Genomic DNA, 17,432 nt, shown 5'->3' with positions numbered 1-17,432 from the left:
GGACGGGGCGGACTGCGGCCCGACGGCGGCAAGGACAGCGCGGGTCGGCGCCGCAGAGTTTAGAGGTTCCCTCAGGATCGGCCGAATCCGGGTTCGCCGAAGACGCGCGCTACGGCCCGGAACGCTCCAGCTCCGCCTCGACGGCCCCCCGCAGCAGGCGCCGGGCCTGGTCGAGCGGCAGCGAGCCGCTCAGCCAGCGCACGCTGAGCCCCTCGACGAGGGCGGTGAGCCGCTCGGCGGCGGCCGCGTGGGCCGGGGCGGTGCCGAGCGGGTCGGCGCGGGCGAGGAGATCGGCGACGTCGTGCACCCAGCTGTGGGTGCTGCGTGCCAGCTCCTCGCGCAGGTCCGGCTCGAAGACCGCGGTGGCCCGCAGTTCGCCCCAGGCGATGCTGTTCTCCCGCACGTCGACGGTGTCCTGGAGCTCCAGGAGGAGGACCTGCTCCAGATCGGTGCGGGGGTCCGCGGCGCGCGGCGGTGCGTCCGGGCCGCCGGCGTCGCCCGCGGTGTAGCGGTCGGCGCGGTCGCTGATGAACTCCAGCGTCTGCTGGAGGACACCGGCCCGGTCGGTGAAGTGGTAGTAGATCAGCGAGGTGGACACGCCGGCCTCGGCGGCCAGCTCGCCCATGCGCAGCCCGCGTACGCCGCGCCGGGCGATGACGCGGGTGGCGGCTTCGAGTATCCCAGTCCGGCGGTCCGACATGAGTGGTGACTCTACCCGCCCCGGGGCCCGCGTGCCGGAAATCCTGATCGTTTGTTCAGGTTCCCTGGTCCGAGTGCGCTCAGAGGGTTGACTGAATTTTCAGTGCGGTAGAGGATGCGGGGCAACCCCCACACCTCCCACCTCTTCCAGGGAGTGCTGCATGACCATCCCCACGCCCTCAAGACGCCGTCTGCTCCAGTACGGCGCGGCGGCCCTGCCCCTCATCGCGCTCGGCGCGGCCCTACCGGCCGCGGCCCACGCGGCCGGGGCGGACTTCGAATCCGGTACCGCCCCCGACAGCACCGCCGCCGTCACCCCCAGGCTGCGGATGCCTGCGGAGACCGACCGGCACGACCGCACCTTCATGGCCTGGCCGGCCCTGTCGTCGATCTGGGGAAACCAGCTCTCGGCCGTCCGCGACAGCATCGCCCGCGTCGCCTACGCGATCTCCCGCTACGAACCGGTCGTGGTCGTTGCCCGTCCCGGTCAGGCCGCCGACGCGCGGTACTGGCTCGGCGGCGGCGCCTACTACCCCATCACCGTTGTGGAGATCGCCAACGACGACCTCTGGATCCGCGACTTCGGACCCACCTTCGTCGTCGCGCCCGGGGCCGTCGCCGGCATCGACACCAATTTCAACGGATGGGGTAAGACGGGCACGTCCTACTACCAGCGCTGGACGGAGGACGCCGCCGTCGCCGCCGCCCTGCTCGCCGAATACGGCGTCGACCGCGTCCGGGCGCCCTTCGTCGGCGAGGGCGGCGCGCTGGAAACGGACGGCCAGGGCACCCTGCTGGCCACCGTCAGTTCGCTGGTCAACCCCAACCGCAACCCCGGCATGAGCCAGGACCAGGTCGAGCAGGCCCTGAAGTCCTCGCTCGGACTGGACAAGGTGATCTGGCTCGCCGGCCTGGCCGGCCAGGACATCACCGACGACCACGTCGACTGCCTGGCCCGCTTCACCGCGCCCGGCCAGGTGATCCTCGACAAGCCGGGACCGGGTACGGACCGGATCTGGATCGACGTCTACCAGCAGGCCAAGCAGGTGCTGCAGAGCGCCACCGACGCCCAGGGCCGCGCGCTGACCGTCACCGAACTCCCCGGCCCTGACCGCAGCCTGATCCGCGGCACCGGGAAGGACTTCCTCTCCAGCTACACCAACTTCTACACCGCCAACGGGGCCGTGTTCGTGCCCCAGTTCGGCGACTCCTACGCCGACGCGACCGCCTACGCGATCCTCCAGGCCGCGTTCCCCGGCCGCGACGTCGTGCAGCTGAACATCGACGCCATCGCCGGCGGCGGCGGCGGGATCCACTGCGCCACCCAGTCGCAGCCCACCCGGCCGCCCGCGGCCTGAGACCCCCTGGCGGCCCGCCCACGACCCCACGGAGGGCGGGCCGCCAGGGCCCACCACCCGGCCATGCCGACCACGCCCGGCCATGCCGAACATGCCCGGCCATTCCCACCACCCCCAGCCATCCGACCGGAACGAGGTTCCCCGTGACGTACCGAATGCCCGCCGAGTGGACCGACCACGAGGGCTGCCTGATGGCCTGGCCCGTGCGCCTCGACCTCTGGGGTGACACGCTCGCCGAGGTGAAGCGCGAGTACGCCGAAGTCGCCCGCACCATCGCGCAGTTCGAGCCGGTGACGATGGCGGCCCCGCCCGGCCACGGCGACGAGGCGCGCGCGATGTGCGGCGAGGGCGTCACCGTCGTCGAACTGCCCATGGACGACTCGTGGTTCCGCGACTCGGCCCCGATCTTCGTCCTCGACGCCGAGGGCCGCCGCGCCGGCGTGGACTTCCGCTTCAACGCCTGGGGGCGCAAGCACCACCCCTGGGACGCGGACGACCGGGTCAGCGGCCTGCTGCTGGAGCACCTCGGCGTCCCCGCGGTCCGCTCCGAGATGATCCTCGAAGGCGGCGCGATCACCGTCGACGGCGAGGGCACGCTCATCACCACCGAGCAGTGCCTGCTGCACCCCAACCGCAACCCCGGCATGAGCCGCGAGGCGATCGAGGCGGAGCTCAAGGCGCGCCTCGGCGTCACCAAGGTGATCTGGCTGCCGTACGGCGGCCTGCTGGACACCGAGACCGACGGGCACGTGGACGGCGTCTGCGCGTTCGCCGCCCCCGGCCGGGTGGTCGTGCAGCTCCCGGCCGACCCGGAGCACCCCGATTACGCCCGGATGCGCGCCAACCGCGCCGTGCTGGAGCACTCGACCGACGCGCAGGGCCGGCCCTTCGAGATCGTCGACGTCCCGCAGGCCGCGTTCGTCGAGGTCGACGGCCGGGAGGTCGAGGTCGGCTACCTCAACTACTACCTGGCCAACGGCGCCGTCGTCGTGCCGGTCGCCGGCCACCCCGAGGACGAGGGCGCGCTCGCCGTCCTCGCCGCGGCGCACCCGGGCCGCAAGGTCGTCGGCGTCCGCTCGCGGGTGATCGCGTGGGGCGGCGGCGGCATCCACTGCATCACGCAGCAGGTGCCGGCCGCCCGCGCCTGACCGGTGCATCCCGCGCTTGACCGGTACATCCGGACACCGCGTACCCTTCCCGGATCCCACGGACCGCATCCCTCTCCCCGGACCGAACGGACGTAGAACCCTCATGACCCCCACACCCGCGAGACGAGCCGGCGCCACCCCGCGCGGCCGGCTCGCCCTCGCCGGCACCGCCCTGCTCTCGGCCGCGGCCCTCGTCGCCGCGTGCTCCGGCCCGCCCCGCGGCGGCACCTCCGACCAGGCGGGCTTCCAGCTGTCCGCCTCCACCCCGCCGGCCAAGGGCGAGATCCAGTCCTTCACCTGGGCGACCTACGCCGAGCCGCCCACGCTGGACTACGTCCAGGCCTTCGACTACCCGCAGAACACGATCCTCGCGAACGTCTGCGAGAGCCTGATGCGCTGGACGCCCCAGCTCACCCTGGCCCCCGGCCTGGCGGAGAAGGCGTCCAACCCCGACCCCACCACGTGGGTCTACGACCTGCGCTCCGGCGTGCACTTCCACGACGGCACGGTGATGACCGTCGACGACGTCGTCTACAGCCTGGGCCGCCAGACGAACCCGGACAACGCGTCGGCGTGGGCGCAGGTGTTCCAGAACGTCGACTCCGTCACGAAGACCGGGCCGCTCCAGGTCACCGTCAAGCTCAAGCAGCCGGACTCCCAGTTCCCCCAGTACATGGCGACGGCGGCGGGCGTCGTCGCGGCCAAGGCGGGCGTGGAGGCGGCGGGCAAGGACTACGGCACCACCGGCAGCCTGGACTGCACCGGCCCGTTCACGATGGGCACCTGGGCCAAGGGGCAGTCGATCGAGCTCCAGCGCTTCGACGGCTACTGGGGCACGAAGGCGAAGTCCGGGAAGGTGGTGTTCAGCTTCCTCACCGACCCCTCCGCCCGCACCAACGCGATGCTCAGCGGCGACGTCGACGGCGGCTACCTGATCCCCACCGAGAGCTACGACCGCCTGAAGAAGAGCGGCGCCGGCACGCTGTACTTCGGCGAGGGCCTGAGCACCGTCAACGTCAACGTCACGAGCATGCAGGGCGCCCTCGGCGACGTCCGCGTGCGCAAGGCGCTGTCCCTCGCGCTCGACCGCGGCGGCTTCGTCCGCACCGGCCTCGGCGGCTCCGGCAGCGTCACCGGCTCGCTCACCACCAGGGCGGCGTGGGCCACGGCCCCGGACGACGTCCGCAAGGCGGCCTTCGAGGGTCTCACGCCCACCGCCCAGGACATCGAGCAGGCCAAGTCCCTGGTCAAGGAGGCGGGTGCGAACGGCAAGACGCTCGTCATGGCCACCAGCACGATCGGCCAGGACGTCTCCCTGCTCGCCACCGCCGTCCAGGCCGCCGGCGCGCGGATCGGCCTGGACATCCAGCTGAAGACGATCGCCCCGAACGCCTTCACCGCGCTGTTCACCGACCCGAAGGCCCGCGAGGGCATCGACATGTTCCCCGAGACGTACTACGACTCGATCACCGACCCGCTCGACCTGCTCACCAACTTCAAGACCGGCGCGTACCAGAACTTCGCCGGCTACGGCGACAAGGCCTACGACGACCTGGTCGACCGCGCCACGGCCGAGTACGACCCGGCCAAGCGCGCCGCGATCGAGGCGCAGCTCCAGAAGACGGCCTCCGAGCAGCTCCTGTGGATCCCGGTCGCCGAGTGGCCGACCGCCGTCTTCCTCAACAAGCGGATCACCGGCGCCCCGACCACGATCTCGTACATGTACTACCCGTGGGCGGCCGACGTGGGGGCCGCCCAGTGACCCCTTCCCGCTCGGAGAGCTCCTCCGGCACAGCACGACTCCCCGGTGCGGCGGCCTTCCTCAGGTTCGCCGCCCGGCGGCTGGTGGAGATGGCCCTCACCCTGCTCGGCGCCTCCTTCGTGGTCTTCGGCGCGATGTACCTGGCGCCGGGCAGCCCGGCCAGCTTCCTCCTGTCGGGCCGGTCCGCCTCGCCGGCCGCGCTCCAGGCGATCAACGAGCAGTACCACCTCGACGACCCCTTCCTGGTGCGGTACTTCCGCTGGCTCGGCCAGGTGCTCCAGGGCGACTTCGGGCGCTCCATCACCTACCGCACGGACGTGTCGAAGCTGCTCGCCGACCGGCTGCCCGCGACGCTGCTGCTGGTCGCGATGGCCCTGCTGGTGGTCGCCGTCATCGGCGTGGCGCTCGGCTGGGCCGGCGCGGTGCGCGGCGGCGCGACGGACTCCGCGATCCTGGTGTCCACCACGCTCGCCGTCGGCACGCCGTCCTTCGTCGCGGCGGTCCTGCTGCAGGGCCTGTTCGCGGTGAAGCTGGGCTGGTTCCCCACCAGCGGCGCGGGGGACGGCATCGGCGACATGCTCTGGCACCTCACACTGCCCGCGATCGCCCTCGCGCTGTACCTCATCGGCATGCTCGCCCGGGTCACGCGCTCGGCGATGCTGGACGCCCTGGAGGGCGAGCACGTCACCGTGGCCCGCAGCCGCGGCGTGCCCGAGCGCGAGGTGGTCCGCCGGCACGTGTTCCGCAACTCGCTCGGCACCGTGCTGACCACCGGCGGGCTGATCGTCTCCACCCTGCTGGTCTGCACGATCCTCGTGGAGTCCGCGTTCAGCATCGGCGGCATCGGGCAGCTCCTCGAACTGTCCACCACCACCAAGGACTTCCCGACCGTCCAGGCCATCTCGCTGATCATCGTCGCCCTGTTCATGGCCGTGAACCTGGTCGTCGACCTGCTCCACCCGCTGGTCGATCCCCGGGTCACGCTCGGTTCGAGGAGGTCCGACGCATGAGTACCGGTCTCACCCAACGGTCTGGCCTCACCCGCCGCCCCGGCCTCGGCCGGGTCAAGGCCGCCCGCGCGCCGCTGTACGCGGTGTGCCTCGGCTTCGCCGTCCTCGTGGTGCTCGCCGCGCTGCTCGCGCCGTGGCTCGCGCCGTACGACCCGAACGCCGTCGACCTGTCCGCCGCCCTCGCCGGACCCGCCCCGGACCACCTGCTCGGGGTCGACGCCGCCGGCCGCGACACCCTCGCCCGGCTCCTGCTCGGCGCCCGCACCTCGCTGCTCGGCCCGCTCGGCGTCGTGGTCTTCTCCACCGTCGCCGGCGTGGCGGTCGGCATCGTCGCCGGCTGGCGCGGAGGCTGGCTCGACTCCGTCCTGTCCCGCAGCACCGAACTCGTCTTCGCCTTCCCCGGGATGCTGCTCGCGATCCTGATCGTCTCGGTCTACGGGGAGGGCCTGCTCGCCCCCGTCATCGCCCTCGCGATCGCCTACCTGCCGTACGTCTCCCGCCTCACCCGCTCACTGGTGCTGGCCGAGCGCGAACGCCCGTACGTCTCCGCGTACACGGTCCAGGGACACTCCGCGTGGCAGATCTGCCTGCGGCACGTCCTGCCCAACATCGCGCCGATCGTCCTCGCCCAGTCCACCATCAACTTCGGATACGCCCTCATGGACCTCGCCGGCCTCTCCTTCCTCGGACTCGGCGTCCCCGCCCTCACCCCCGACTGGGGCCGCATGGTCTTCGACGGCCAGACCGCGATCCAGCACGGCTACCCGCTCTCCGCGGTCCTGCCCTGCGCGTTCATCGTGCTCACCGTCGTCGCCTTCAACGTCGTCGGCGAGCGCTGGGCCGACCGGGTCGCCCGGAGGACCCCGTGAACGCCCTCGACATCCGCGGACTGCGGCTGCGACTGCCCGGCACCGCACGGCCCGTGCTCGACGGCGTCGACCTCACCGTCGGGCGCGGCGAGACCGTCGCCCTGGTCGGCGAGTCCGGCTCCGGCAAGACGCTCACCTCGCGCACCGCCCTCGGCCTGCTGCCGCCCGGCGCCGCCGCCGAGGGCGAGGTCCTCGTCGACGGCGAGGACGTCCTGACCATGGACGCCGCCCGGCTGCGCGCCCTGCGCACCGGCACGGCCGCGATGATCTTCCAGGACCCCCGCGCGGCCATCAACCCATTGCGGCGCATCGGCGACTTCCTCACCGAGAGCGTCACCCTCACCGGCACGATGGGCCGGGCGGACGCGCGGCACCGGGCCGCCGAGCTCCTCGACGCCGTCGGCCTCGGCCCCGAACTGCTGCGCCGCCACCCCGGCCAGCTCTCCGGCGGCATGCTCCAGCGGGTCATGATCGCCGCCGCCCTCATGGGCGACCCGATCCTGCTGCTCGCCGACGAGCCCACCACCGCGCTCGACGTCACCAGCCAGGCCGAGGTCATCGCCCTGCTCGGCCGGCTGCGCGAACGCTTCGGCACCGGCCTGCTGTTCGTCACCCACGACCTCGGGCTGGCCGCCGCGATCAGCGACCGGGTCTACGTCATGTACGCCGGGCGGATCGCCGAGACCGGGCCCGCCCGGGCCCTGTTCGACCACCCTCGCCACCCGTACACGGCCGCGCTCCTCGCCTCCACCCCGCGCCTGGACACCCCGCCGGGCCGCCTCGCCGCCATCGACGGCCAACCGCCGGACCTGCGGCAGGAGTTGACGGGCTGCGCGTTCGCCGCGCGCTGCCGGTACGCGACCGACGTGTGCCGGGAGCAGGTGCCCGAGGCGCACGGCGAGCAGTCCGCGGCCTGCCACCACCCGCTCGACAGGAGCCGCACCGATGCCTGAGCCCGTGCTGCACGTCACCGGCCTGTGCCGGACCTTCGGCAGCGTGAAGGCCGTCGACGACGTGTCGTTCACCCTCCCGGCCGGCGGATCGCTGGGCATCGTCGGCGAGTCCGGCTCCGGCAAGACCACCACCGCCCGCATCGTCGTCGGCCTCGAACGGGCCGACGGGGGCCAGGTGCTGGTGAACGGCCGGGCCCGGACCGGCCGCGTGCGGGGCAGGGCCGAACGGCTGGCGCGCGCCCGCGAGGTCCAGATGGTCTTCCAGGACCCGTACCTCTCCCTGGATCCCCGCACCAGCGTCGAGGCCGTCCTCCGGGAGACCCTGCGGCTGCACTTCCCGGGCACGGACCACGCGGCCCGGATCAGGGAACTGCTCGACCAGGTCGGCCTCGGCACGAGGGCGGCGGACGCGCTGCCGCGCCAGCTCTCCGGCGGCCAGCGCCAACGCGTCGCCATCGCACGGGCGCTGGCGGTCGAGCCGGCCGTCATGGTGCTGGACGAGGCGGTCGCCGCGCTGGACGTCTCGGTGCAGGCCCAGGTGCTCAACCTGCTCGCCGACATCCGCGAACGGACCGGCATCGGCTACCTGTTCATCACCCACGACCTCGGCGTGGTGCGGTGCGTCACCGACGACGTCGTCGTCATGCGGCACGGACGGATCGTCGAGGCCGGCCGCACCACCGAGGTGCTCGACGGGCCGCGGCACCCGTACACCCGGCTCCTGCTGGAGTCCGTGCCGCGGCCCGGCTGGGACCCGGACGGGATCGCCGCCGCCCGCCGGGCGCTGTAGGGCGGGCGCCGGTCGCCGTGGGGCCGGGCGCCGGGCCGGCCGAAAGCGTGGCCGCTCCGGATCCCGCCGGGCCGGAGCGGCCACCGGCCGTTTCGCCCGGATGGCGGATGCCTGTCGGACCGGATCCTGACCGTTCCTTCAGTAGCGTGCTGGTCCGTACGCCAGGTACCCCAGGCACCTACCCGAACGAGGCCCCATGGCTCACCCCCGGCCGTCCCGTCGCTCGCTCCTGCGCTCGGGGGCGGCGCTCGCCGCACTGGCCCTCACCGACGCCTGCTCCTCCGGCGGCGGGGACGAACCGTCCGGCCCGGCGCCGTCCGGCGGCCCGTCGGGCGCCCCGGCCTCCGGTGCGGCGAGCGGTCCGGCGGCGTCGGGCGGCTGGGCGATGCCCGCCGAGTCGGGCCCGCACACCCGCACGTTCATGGCCTGGCCGGCCCTGGAGGAGGTGTGGGGCGACCAGCTCCCGGGCGTCCGCCAGGACATCGCCGGGCTGGCCCGGGCCATCGCGGGCTTCGAGCCGGTGGTGCTGATGGCCCGCCCCGACCAGGCCGACCAGGCCCGGCAGGCGTGCGGCTCCTCGGTCGAGGTGATCGAGCTGATGGTCGACGACCTGTGGGCGCGGGACACCGGCCCGACCTTCGTCACCGGCCCGCAGGGCCTGGCCGGGGTCGACTTCGACTTCAACGGCTGGGGGAACAAGCAGACGCACGCCAACGACGGCCAGGTCGCCCGCAACCTCCTCGCCCACTACGGCATCACCCGCGTCCAGGCCCCGATCACGGGGGAGGGCGGCGCCATCGAGGTGGACGGCGAGGGCACCCTGATGGCCACCGAGAGCTCGTGGGTCAACGACAACCGCAACCCCGGCAAGAGCCGCGACCAGATCGAGGCGAGCTTCAAGGACCTGCTCGGCGTGCAGAAGGTGCTGTGGTTCAAGGGCGTCGCGGGCCAGGACATCACCGACTGCCACGTCGACGCCCTCGCCCGCTTCGCCGAGCCCGGCACCGTCGTCCTGCACCGCCCGGCCGCCGACACCCCGCCGGACATCTGGAGCACGGCCTCCGACCAGGCCCTTCAGGTGCTCAAATCCTCGACCGACGCCAAGGGGCGGAGCCTGAAGGTGGTCGAACTCCCCGAGCCCAACTTCGACCTGATCCAGGGCGCGGGCAAGAACTTCCTCGCCACCTACATCAACTACTACGTGTGCAACGGCGGCGTGATCGTGCCGCGCTTCGGCGACCAGAGCGCCGACGACAACGCGGCCCGGATCATCGGCGAGCTCCACCCGGGGCGCAAGGTCACCCAGATCTCCATCAACCACATCGCGGGCGGCGGCGGGGGCATCCACTGCGCCACCCAGCAGCAGCCCGCCACCACCGGCGCCTCCCCGTCGTGAGGCTCCCGGCCCGGCTGCGCGGCAACCGCTTCGCCGTCGTCCTGCTGATCCTCGCCGTCCTGTGCTCGGCCGGCATCGCCCTCTACCTCAACGAGCGCAACACCCGTCAGCAGACCCACGAACTCGCCCTGCCCACCGCTGGCGACTGGGTCGAACTCGACGTCACCTCCCAGGACATCGACCCGGGCACCGGCCAACTCACCCTCTACGTCTCGCCCGTCCCGCACGGCGGCCTCGCGCAGGGACCGGAGTCGTCCGCCTTCAGCCGCCAGATCGACATCACCGTCCGCTCCACCACCAGGACCGACCTGCGGGCCACCCCCGGCGAGGAGGCGCCGCCCCAGCCCGTGCAGGCCAACCTGTACGACGGCACGGAGAGCGACTACCCGTTCGACCGGTACCACTTCTCGCTGGCCTTCTCGGCCTCGGACGGCACCGGCGCCGTGCCCGTCGGCGTCGTGTTCGTGGACGCCGACCCGTTCTTCTTCGTCCGCCCCACCAGCACCCCGTTCGGTGCCGGGGCGGCCGAGCTGGCGGGCCGGGTCAGCCGGGCGCGCAGCACCTTCATCCTCGCCTGGTTCATGATCGCCGCGATGTGGGCCCTCGCCCTGGCCGTCATGGCCGGGGCCGAGGTGCTCTACCGCGGCGGGCAGGGCCTGGTCTGGCCGTCGCTCGGCTGGATGGCGGCGACGCTCTTCGCCCTGATCGGCATGCGCAACGCCGCCCCCGGCTCTCCGCCGATCGGCTCGCTCATCGACTACGTCGCCTTCTTCTGGGCCGAGGGGATCATCGCGGCGAGCCTGACCGTCACCGTCGTCGCGGGCACCCGGGTCGAGCACCGCAAGCGCGCGGAGGCCGGGAGCACCGAGCCCGCCCCCGGGACGTGAGGGCGGGCTCGGGCGCTGTGCACGCCGACGGCGTCACCGGCGGGCCGCCGGCAGGGTGAGGACGAGGACCAGGCCGCCGGCGGGGTTGTCCTCGCAGGTGAGCCGGCCGCCGTCGGCCGGCGGCAGCCGCGAGACCAGCCGGTGCTTCGCCTCGCCGGCCACCGTCGGCCCCCGGTCCGCCACCGTCACGCGGACCGCGTCCGAGCCGCCCCGGCCGGGGACGGCGTCCGCCCGCACCAGCACGCGCACCCCCGGCGGCGTGCGGCCGAGAGCCGTCCGCACCAGCGCCGTCAGCAGGTCGTCCAGCGGGCACCGGGCGACGGCGACCGGCGGCAGCCGCTCGGGCAGCCGGACGGTCAGCGATCCCGCCGGAACGCCGGCCAGGGCCTGCCGGACGGCGGGGACGACGTCCGCGCGCGCGGACGTGTGCGCGGACGTGTGCGCGGCGCCGGCCCGCGGACGCCGATCGGTGGGGGAGGACACCGGTCGGGTCAGCCGACGGCGGGGATGTCGTGCGTGGCGCAGTGGATGCCGCCGCCGCCCGCGGCGATCGCGTCGATCTTCACGGGGACGATCTCGCGGCCGGGGAAGTACTGCTTCATGGTCTGCTGGGCGCGGTCGTCGGCCCGGCCGTCGCCGAACCTGGGCAGGTAGACGCCCTTCGAGCCGACGTAGAAGTTCATGTACGAGGAGACGAAGGCGTCGCCGCGCCCGGTGATCTTGTCCGGGTCGGGCTGCTGGAGCTCCACGACGGTGAGCTTCTTCCCGGTCGCGTCGGTCGCCTGGGCGAGGACCGTGCGCGCCTGGTCGGCCGAGCGGGACCACACGTCCGGCGGGCTGCCGGGGAAGGCCTGGTCGAGCAGGACCACGCCCGGGGCGACGAAGCGGGCCAGGCAGTCGACGTGGGCGTCGGTGATGTCCTTGCCCTTGACGCCGGCCAGCCAGATCACCTTCGTCACGCCGAGGACCTTCTTGAGCTCCGCCTCGACCTGGTCGCGGCTCATGCCCGGGTTGCGGTTGTCGTTGACGACCGAGCTCTCGGTGACGAGCAGCGTGCCCTGCCCGTCGGTCTCGAACGAGCCGCCCTCGGCCACCAGGCGGGTCTCGATCCGCTCGACGCCGTACTTGGCGAGGACGGTGCGGGCGACCTTGGAGTCGTTGCCGCGCTGCTGCTTGCCGCCCCAGCCGTTGAAGTTGAAGTCGACGCCCTTGACCTTGCCGCCCTCCTCGACGAACACCGGCAGGGTGTCGCGGGCCCACAGGTCGTCGACGGGGATCGGCACGACCTCGACGGCCGGGCCGCAGGCCTTCTGCGCGGCCTCCTTCTGCTCGGGGCGGGCCATCAGGACGACCGGCTCGCGGGCCGCGATCGCCTGGGCGAGACCGGCGACGTCCCGGCGGACGTCCGGGAGCTGGTCGCCCCACACGTTCTCGGACGCGGGCCAGGACATCACCGTGCGGACGTGCTTGTCCCATTCGGCGCCGAAGCGGCGGGCGCCGGTGCCGCCGCCCGGCTGCTGCGTGGGGGAGGAGCCGTCCCCGGGGTTGGCGCCGCCGCCGGTGCCACCGGTGCCACCGGAGCCACCGGTGCCGTCGGGGTCGTCGAGGTCCGAACAGGCGGTCAGGCCGAGGGCGAGGACGCCCGCACCGGCGAGGGAGCGCAGGAGGATGCGGCGGGACAGGTCGGTGGGCATGCGTGATCTCCGGCTGGGGTCGGTTCTTCCGTACGGGCGGTCGAGCGGGGCTGGGGCGGAGGGCTACGGCAGGGGCTCGTGCATGGTCGAGCAGTGGATGCCGCCGCCGCCGGTCATCAGGCGGTCGACGTCGATCTGCACCACCTCGCGGCCGGGGAACGCCGCGGCCAGCGCCTCGCGCGCGGCGGCGTCCTTGTAGGCGTCCCCGAACTGGGCGGTGATGACGCCGCCGTTGACGACGTGGAAGTTGAGGTAGGAGTCGACGAAGTTCGAGCTGCGCGAGCGGACGGTGTCCGGTCCGTGCACGGGGATCACCTGGAGGCGGCGGCCCCGGGCGTCGGTGGCGGAGGAGAGGATCGCGAACTGCTCGCGCGCGTCCTTGGCCCAGGCGTCGTTGCGGTCCGCGGGCGGCAGCTGCACCATGACGACGCCGGGGCGCACGAAGCGCGAGGTGACGTCGACGTGGTCGTCGGTGATGTCCTTGCCCTTGATCCCAGGCAGCCAGATCATCGTGTCCGCGCCGTAGGCGTCCAGGACGGCGTCCTCGATCTCGTCCCGGCTCATGCCGCGGTTGCGGTTCTTGTTGACCAGGCTGCTCTCGGTCGCCATCACCGTGCCGTCGCCGTCCGTCTCCACGGCGCCGCCCTCGCCGACGAAGTCCGCGTAGGTGTGGCGCAGGCCGCGGCGCACGGCGATGCGTTCGGCGGCGAGGGCGTCGTCGTCGTGGATCTGCTTGTTGCCCCAGCCGTTGAAGTTGAGCACGACGGCGTCCAGGCCGCCGTGGCCGTCCCGGCGGAACACCGGGGCGATGTCGCGCATCCACAGGTCGTCGGTGGGGATGGCGGTGGTCACCTCGACGGCGGGGCCGCACTTCGCGCGGGCCTTGCCGGCCGTGTAGTCGTCGGGGGCGCACATGACCACGGGCTCGAACTCGGCGATCGTGCGGGCGATCAGCGCGATGTCGTCCTGCACCCCGCCCAGGCGCAGGCCCCACACGCCCCGCCGGGACGGCCAGGACATCCAGGTCCGCGCGTGCGGCACGTCGTCCGCGGGCACCCAGGGGAAGTTCCCGGTGGAACGGTCATCACGGTAGTGGCTCATGAGGGTCTCCAGATCGCGCGACGGTGCCGAGGGAGGGGGCGGGGGCCGCCGGGTCCACTCTTCGCGCCGCAACGCACCGGCGCACCGCGGAGCGGCCGGCGGCAGCACCCCTGCCTGCGGGTTCAGGCTCGCACTGACTGAAAAATCAGTCAAATCTTTGGGCAAATCCTGACGCAAAGGGACACGGTGGTGCACGCAGTGCGACAGCGGGCCCGTCGCCGGGCCCTCGGCGCGGTCAGGACCTCAGGAACCGAGCCGGGCCACCTCGGCGTCGATCGCGTCGACCATGAGCGTGCGGGCGTGCGCCAGCGGGAGGCTCCCGCTGAGCCAGCGCACGCTCAGGCCCTCCAGCAGCGCGGTCAGCCGCTCGGCGGCGCCGGCCAGGGCCACCGCCGACGACATCGGCCGCACGGTGCCCAGCAGTTCGGCGATCTCCTGCACCCAGATCCGGGTGGCCCGCGCCAGGTCCTCGCGGAGCGTCTCGTCGAACACCGCGCTCGCCCGCAGCTCGCCCCACGCGGTGCTGTTCTCGCGCACCTCGACGGAGTCCTGGAGCTCCAGCAGCAGCGTCTGCTCCAGCTCCTCGCGCGGCGTCAGCGGCGGCGCGTCCGCGGCCCGTTCGGTCGTGTAGCGCTCGGCCCGGTCGTTGATGAACTCCAGGGTCTGGCGCAGGATCCCGGTGCGGTCCTTGAAGTGGTAGTAGATCAGCGCCGTGGACACCCCCGCCTCCGCGGCGAGCTCCTCCACGCGCAGTCCGCGCACCCCGCGCCGCGCGATCACCCGCGCGGCTGCTTCCATGATCGACGTTTTACGACTGGCCACGACCCACCACCTTACCCGGGCGCGGCCGCTCGGGACCCACCCCCTGAAAAGCGCGTCAGTCGGACCGCCTGCCGAGCGCCCGGTCCAGGATCCAGCAGCAGCGGCGTGCGACCCGGCACCACGTCCGGGCCAGGCCCCCGACGACGCGGTACCACCCGGTCCCGAAGGGGAGCGCGATGGCGAACCACGACGGCGGCGCCATCTCACCCGGCCGCTGCGCGCCCTCCCTGGCCCACGCGCGGCACCGCTCCACACCCCGGCGCGTCCAGGCGGCGCAGCGTTCGGCCCGGTCGGCCCAACGGGCGGAAGCGAGCAGGAGCCGGGCGTGCAGGTCGTCGCGGCGGCCGGTCATGCGGGCGGCTCCGGGTGCGGCTCGGGGACGTGTTCCTTGGGTGTCCTGGGGTGTCCTGGTTCCAGCCTGCCACCGCCTCGGCCGCCATTCCCTGCGGGTCCGGCCGCCGCGTGGGACTCTGGGGGGAGTGACGACGGACGGGCGGTGACGGCTCGGCGCGGTGGTCGGTGGTCCGTGAAGGAGGACCTGATGTCGGACGAAGCGTTGATGGGCGACCAGGTGTACCAGCCCGACGGCTCGGAGGTGCAGGACGACGTCGGCCCCCTGGAGCCGGAGGACACCCTGATCGACCGCGGCCTCGAATCGGCGCTCGACGAAGGCTACGCGCCCCCCGAGCGTCCGCTCGCCGTGGAACGCCACGGCGTCACGGCGGCGGAGCAGCACACCCGCGAGAGCCTGGCGCAACGCCTGGCGGAGGAGCTGCCGGACGTCGCCGCGCCCGACTGGGACGGCATCGGCGACGCCTACGGCATGGACGGCGAGCCGATCGACACCGAGGCGGGCGAGGTCCGCTCCGGCCGGCTGATCGCCTCCTCCGGCTCGCGCAGCGACATGATCGCCGAGGACGTGGGCATCTCCGGCGGCGCCGCGAGCGCCGAGGAGGCGGCCATGCACACCACCGACGACCCCGAGGCGCTCATCGACTGAGACGGCCGGGGGCGGCGTCCGCCGTCTCCCGCCGCGTTTCGCCGTCTTCCGCCGCGTTTCGCCCTCCTCCGCTGCCCTCCGCCGTCCTCCGCCGTGTTCCGCCGTCTTCGACCGAGTGCGCCGATGACAGCGCGGGGCCCGTGCGCGAGCATGGGGCGATGCCCGAGACGTCGCACTCCCCTCGCCGGATCGCCGACGACCACGTCGCGCAGGTCGCGGCCCTCGACCCGTCCACCGCCACCCGATTGGGCCTCCACCCCGAGGACGACCGCCTGCCGGACCTCTCCCCGGAGGGCCACGAAGCGCTCGCCGAACTCTCGCGGCGGACGCTCGCCGTGCTCGACGCCGCCGAGAAGGAGGCCGCAGAGAAGGAGACGGGCGCGCAGGAGCCCGCCGACCGGGACTGCGCCCGCCTCCTGCGCGAGCGCCTGACCGCCGAACTCGCCGTGCACGACGCCGGCGACGGCTTCCTCCAACTGCGCAACGTCAACTCCCCCCTCCACCGCGTGCGGGGCGTCTTCACCCTGATGCCCACCGACACCGACGAGCACTGGGCCGCCGTCGCCGGCCGCCTGCGCAACCTGCCCGGCACGCTGGACGGTTACCGCGCCACCCTCACCGAGGGCATCACCCGCGGCCTGCTGTGCGCGCCCCGCCAGGCGCGCGCCGTCATCGGCCAGCTCGACGCCTGGACCGGCCGGTTCGACGGCGGGGCGGGCTGGTTCGCCGGCTTCGTCGCGGACGGCCCCGCCGGGCTGCGGGCCGAACTCGACACCGCCGCCGAGCGGGCGACCGCCGCCGTCGACGTCTTCCGCGACTGGCTCCGCACCACCTACCTGCCCGCCGCCGACGGCACCCCGGACGCCGTCGGCCCCGAGCGCTACCAGCGCTCCGCCCGCTGGGCCAACGGCGCCGACCTCGACCCCGCCGAGGCGTACGCGTGGGCGTGGGAGGAGTTCCACCGGACGGCCGCCGAGATGCGGGCCGAATCCGAGCGCGTCCTCCCCGGCGCCGGCGTCCGCGCCACCATGGACCACCTCAACGAACACGGCCACGCGATCGAGGGCGAGGAGAACATCCGCGCCTGGCTCCAGCAGATCATCGACGAGGCGATCGACGCGCTCGACGGCACCCACTTCGACATCTCGGGACCGATGCGGCGCGTCGAGGCCAGGATCGCGCCCCCGGGCAGCTCCGGCGCGCCCTACTACACGGGCCCGAGCCTCGACTTCACCCGCCCCGGCCGCACCTACCTGCCCACCCTCGGCCAACGGACCTTCCCCACCTGGGAGATCGTCAGCACCTGGTACCACGAGGGCGTCCCCGGCCACCACCTCCAGACGGCCCGCTGGACCGCCTCCGCCGACCGCCTGAGCACCTACCAGATCACCCTCGGCGCCGTCAGCGCCAACAAGGAGGGCTGGGCGCTCTACGCGGAGCGGCTGATGGACGAACTCGGCTTCCTCACCGACCCCGCGCGCCGCCTCGGCTACCTCGACAAGCAGATGCTCCGCATCATCCGGGTGATCGTCGACATCGGCATGCACCTCCGACTGGCGATCCCCACCGACTCGGGCTTCAGCCCGGGGGAACGCTGGACCCCGGAGCTGGCCGACGCGTTCATGGCCGCCCACCACGGCAGCGAGGCCCCGCGCCGCACCAGCGAGATCGACCGCTACCTCGGCTGGCCCGGCCAGGCCATCGGCTACAAACTCGGCGAACGCGCCTGGCTGGAAGGCCGCGAGGCCGCCCGCCACCGCCGGGGCCCCGCCTTCGACCTCCGCACCTGGCACATGCACGCCCTCTCCCAGGGCTCCCTGGGCCTGGACGACCTGACCGCCAACCTGGCCGCCCTGTAGGCGACTTCGCAGGCGACCTCGTAGGCGAGCGAGGAGTGGGAAGTCAGCCGGTCCGACTTCCCACTCCTCACGGCTTCACGGCGC

General features: G+C 73.3%; 17 protein-coding genes. 11 read left to right on the top strand and 6 right to left on the bottom strand.

Annotated features, from left to right (window positions below; genetic code table 11):
• Positions 1–109: 109 nt before the first annotated feature.
• The gene (locus tag ACFVSN_RS08735; RefSeq protein WP_387954177.1) at positions 110–700 is read right to left on the bottom strand and encodes a TetR/AcrR family transcriptional regulator; all 591 of its coding nucleotides are present in this window, start codon (positions 698–700) and stop codon (positions 110–112) included.
• Positions 701–860: 160 nt separating this feature from the next.
• Here ACFVSN_RS08735 and ACFVSN_RS08730 point away from each other — a divergent pair, with 160 nt between their 5' ends.
• The 9 genes from ACFVSN_RS08730 to ACFVSN_RS08690 all read left to right on the top strand — a co-directional run bounded on the left by ACFVSN_RS08730 (position 861) and on the right by ACFVSN_RS08690 (position 10,872).
• Entirely contained in the window at positions 861–2,057 is a 1,197-nt protein-coding gene (locus ACFVSN_RS08730) for an agmatine deiminase family protein (protein ID WP_387954175.1), read from the top strand.
• Positions 2,058–2,200: 143 nt separating this feature from the next.
• Positions 2,201–3,205, top strand: coding sequence for an agmatine/peptidylarginine deiminase (locus ACFVSN_RS08725; protein WP_387954174.1), 1,005 nt, complete (start codon positions 2,201–2,203; stop codon positions 3,203–3,205).
• Positions 3,206–3,308: 103 nt separating this feature from the next.
• On the top strand, positions 3,309–4,967 hold the full coding sequence (locus ACFVSN_RS08720; RefSeq protein WP_387954172.1) for an ABC transporter substrate-binding protein: 1,659 nt from the start codon (positions 3,309–3,311) through the stop codon (positions 4,965–4,967).
• Positions 4,964–5,977 carry an ABC transporter permease gene (locus tag ACFVSN_RS08715; RefSeq protein ID WP_387954171.1) on the top strand — a complete coding sequence of 338 codons (1,014 nt, stop codon included), beginning with the start codon at positions 4,964–4,966 and terminating at the stop codon, positions 5,975–5,977. The genes ACFVSN_RS08720 and ACFVSN_RS08715 overlap by 4 nt, the downstream gene beginning before the upstream one ends.
• A complete protein-coding gene (locus ACFVSN_RS08710; protein ID WP_387954169.1) occupies positions 5,974–6,846 on the top strand; it encodes an ABC transporter permease in 873 nt (290 codons plus the stop codon). Before ACFVSN_RS08715 ends, ACFVSN_RS08710 begins: the two co-directional genes overlap by 4 nt.
• Complete coding sequence (locus ACFVSN_RS08705) at positions 6,843–7,799, top strand: ABC transporter ATP-binding protein (protein ID WP_387954167.1); 957 nt, start codon at positions 6,843–6,845, stop codon at positions 7,797–7,799. The genes ACFVSN_RS08710 and ACFVSN_RS08705 overlap by 4 nt, the downstream gene beginning before the upstream one ends.
• Positions 7,792–8,589 (top strand): ABC transporter ATP-binding protein, encoded by a 798-nt coding sequence (locus tag ACFVSN_RS08700; RefSeq protein ID WP_387954165.1) that lies wholly within the window; start codon positions 7,792–7,794, stop codon positions 8,587–8,589. The genes ACFVSN_RS08705 and ACFVSN_RS08700 overlap by 8 nt, the downstream gene beginning before the upstream one ends.
• Before the next feature lie 196 nt (positions 8,590–8,785).
• Positions 8,786–9,985, top strand: coding sequence for an agmatine deiminase family protein (locus tag ACFVSN_RS08695; RefSeq protein WP_380500674.1), 1,200 nt, complete (start codon positions 8,786–8,788; stop codon positions 9,983–9,985).
• On the top strand, positions 9,982–10,872 hold the full coding sequence (locus tag ACFVSN_RS08690) for a DUF4436 family protein (protein WP_387588467.1): 891 nt from the start codon (positions 9,982–9,984) through the stop codon (positions 10,870–10,872). Before ACFVSN_RS08695 ends, ACFVSN_RS08690 begins: the two co-directional genes overlap by 4 nt.
• Positions 10,873–10,905: 33 nt before the next feature.
• Here ACFVSN_RS08690 and ACFVSN_RS08685 read toward each other — a convergent pair whose 3' ends face one another.
• From ACFVSN_RS08685 to ACFVSN_RS08665, 5 genes are all read right to left on the bottom strand, one after another.
• Complete coding sequence (locus ACFVSN_RS08685; RefSeq protein WP_387954163.1) at positions 10,906–11,355, bottom strand: hypothetical protein; 450 nt, start codon at positions 11,353–11,355, stop codon at positions 10,906–10,908.
• A gap of 8 nt (positions 11,356–11,363) precedes the next feature.
• The gene (locus tag ACFVSN_RS08680; protein ID WP_387954161.1) at positions 11,364–12,566 is read right to left on the bottom strand and encodes an agmatine/peptidylarginine deiminase; all 1,203 of its coding nucleotides are present in this window, start codon (positions 12,564–12,566) and stop codon (positions 11,364–11,366) included.
• A 63-nt stretch (positions 12,567–12,629) separates the two neighbouring features.
• Positions 12,630–13,667 (bottom strand): agmatine/peptidylarginine deiminase, encoded by a 1,038-nt coding sequence (locus tag ACFVSN_RS08675; RefSeq protein ID WP_380500671.1) that lies wholly within the window; start codon positions 13,665–13,667, stop codon positions 12,630–12,632.
• A 243-nt stretch (positions 13,668–13,910) separates the two neighbouring features.
• The gene (locus ACFVSN_RS08670) at positions 13,911–14,465 is read right to left on the bottom strand and encodes a TetR/AcrR family transcriptional regulator (RefSeq protein WP_380437087.1); all 555 of its coding nucleotides are present in this window, start codon (positions 14,463–14,465) and stop codon (positions 13,911–13,913) included.
• Between the two features lie 79 nt (positions 14,466–14,544).
• Positions 14,545–14,841, bottom strand: a complete 297-nt coding sequence (locus ACFVSN_RS08665) for a hypothetical protein (RefSeq protein WP_380437085.1) — start codon at positions 14,839–14,841, stop codon at positions 14,545–14,547.
• A gap of 189 nt (positions 14,842–15,030) precedes the next feature.
• On the opposite strand from ACFVSN_RS08665, the gene ACFVSN_RS08660 reads away from it, so the two are divergent.
• A complete protein-coding gene (locus ACFVSN_RS08660; RefSeq protein WP_380437083.1) occupies positions 15,031–15,489 on the top strand; it encodes a DUF5709 domain-containing protein in 459 nt (152 codons plus the stop codon).
• Positions 15,490–15,647: 158 nt separating this feature from the next.
• Positions 15,648–17,348, top strand: coding sequence for a DUF885 domain-containing protein (locus ACFVSN_RS08655; protein WP_387954159.1), 1,701 nt, complete (start codon positions 15,648–15,650; stop codon positions 17,346–17,348).
• Positions 17,349–17,432 lie beyond the last annotated feature (84 nt).

The sequence above is a fragment of the Kitasatospora sp. NPDC057904 genome (genome assembly GCF_042887925.1).
Lineage (GTDB): Bacteria > Actinomycetota > Actinomycetes > Streptomycetales > Streptomycetaceae > Kitasatospora.
This window is presented reverse-complemented; position numbering and strand designations above follow the sequence as displayed.

Coding starts and splice junctions, on each gene's coding strand:
- ACFVSN_RS08735 (WP_387954177.1), bottom strand. CDS start 700: ATGTCGGACCGCCGGACTGGGATACTCGAAGCCGCCACCCGCGTCATC.
- ACFVSN_RS08730 (WP_387954175.1), top strand. CDS start 861: ATGACCATCCCCACGCCCTCAAGACGCCGTCTGCTCCAGTACGGCGCG.
- ACFVSN_RS08720 (WP_387954172.1), top strand. CDS start 3,309: ATGACCCCCACACCCGCGAGACGAGCCGGCGCCACCCCGCGCGGCCGG.
- ACFVSN_RS08710 (WP_387954169.1), top strand. CDS start 5,974: ATGAGTACCGGTCTCACCCAACGGTCTGGCCTCACCCGCCGCCCCGGC.
- ACFVSN_RS08700 (WP_387954165.1), top strand. CDS start 7,792: ATGCCTGAGCCCGTGCTGCACGTCACCGGCCTGTGCCGGACCTTCGGC.
- ACFVSN_RS08695 (WP_380500674.1), top strand. CDS start 8,786: ATGGCTCACCCCCGGCCGTCCCGTCGCTCGCTCCTGCGCTCGGGGGCG.
- ACFVSN_RS08680 (WP_387954161.1), bottom strand. CDS start 12,566: ATGCCCACCGACCTGTCCCGCCGCATCCTCCTGCGCTCCCTCGCCGGT.
- ACFVSN_RS08675 (WP_380500671.1), bottom strand. CDS start 13,667: ATGAGCCACTACCGTGATGACCGTTCCACCGGGAACTTCCCCTGGGTG.
- ACFVSN_RS08670 (WP_380437087.1), bottom strand. CDS start 14,465: ATGGAAGCAGCCGCGCGGGTGATCGCGCGGCGCGGGGTGCGCGGACTG.
- ACFVSN_RS08665 (WP_380437085.1), bottom strand. CDS start 14,841: ATGACCGGCCGCCGCGACGACCTGCACGCCCGGCTCCTGCTCGCTTCC.
- ACFVSN_RS08660 (WP_380437083.1), top strand. CDS start 15,031: ATGTCGGACGAAGCGTTGATGGGCGACCAGGTGTACCAGCCCGACGGC.
- ACFVSN_RS08655 (WP_387954159.1), top strand. CDS start 15,648: ATGCCCGAGACGTCGCACTCCCCTCGCCGGATCGCCGACGACCACGTC.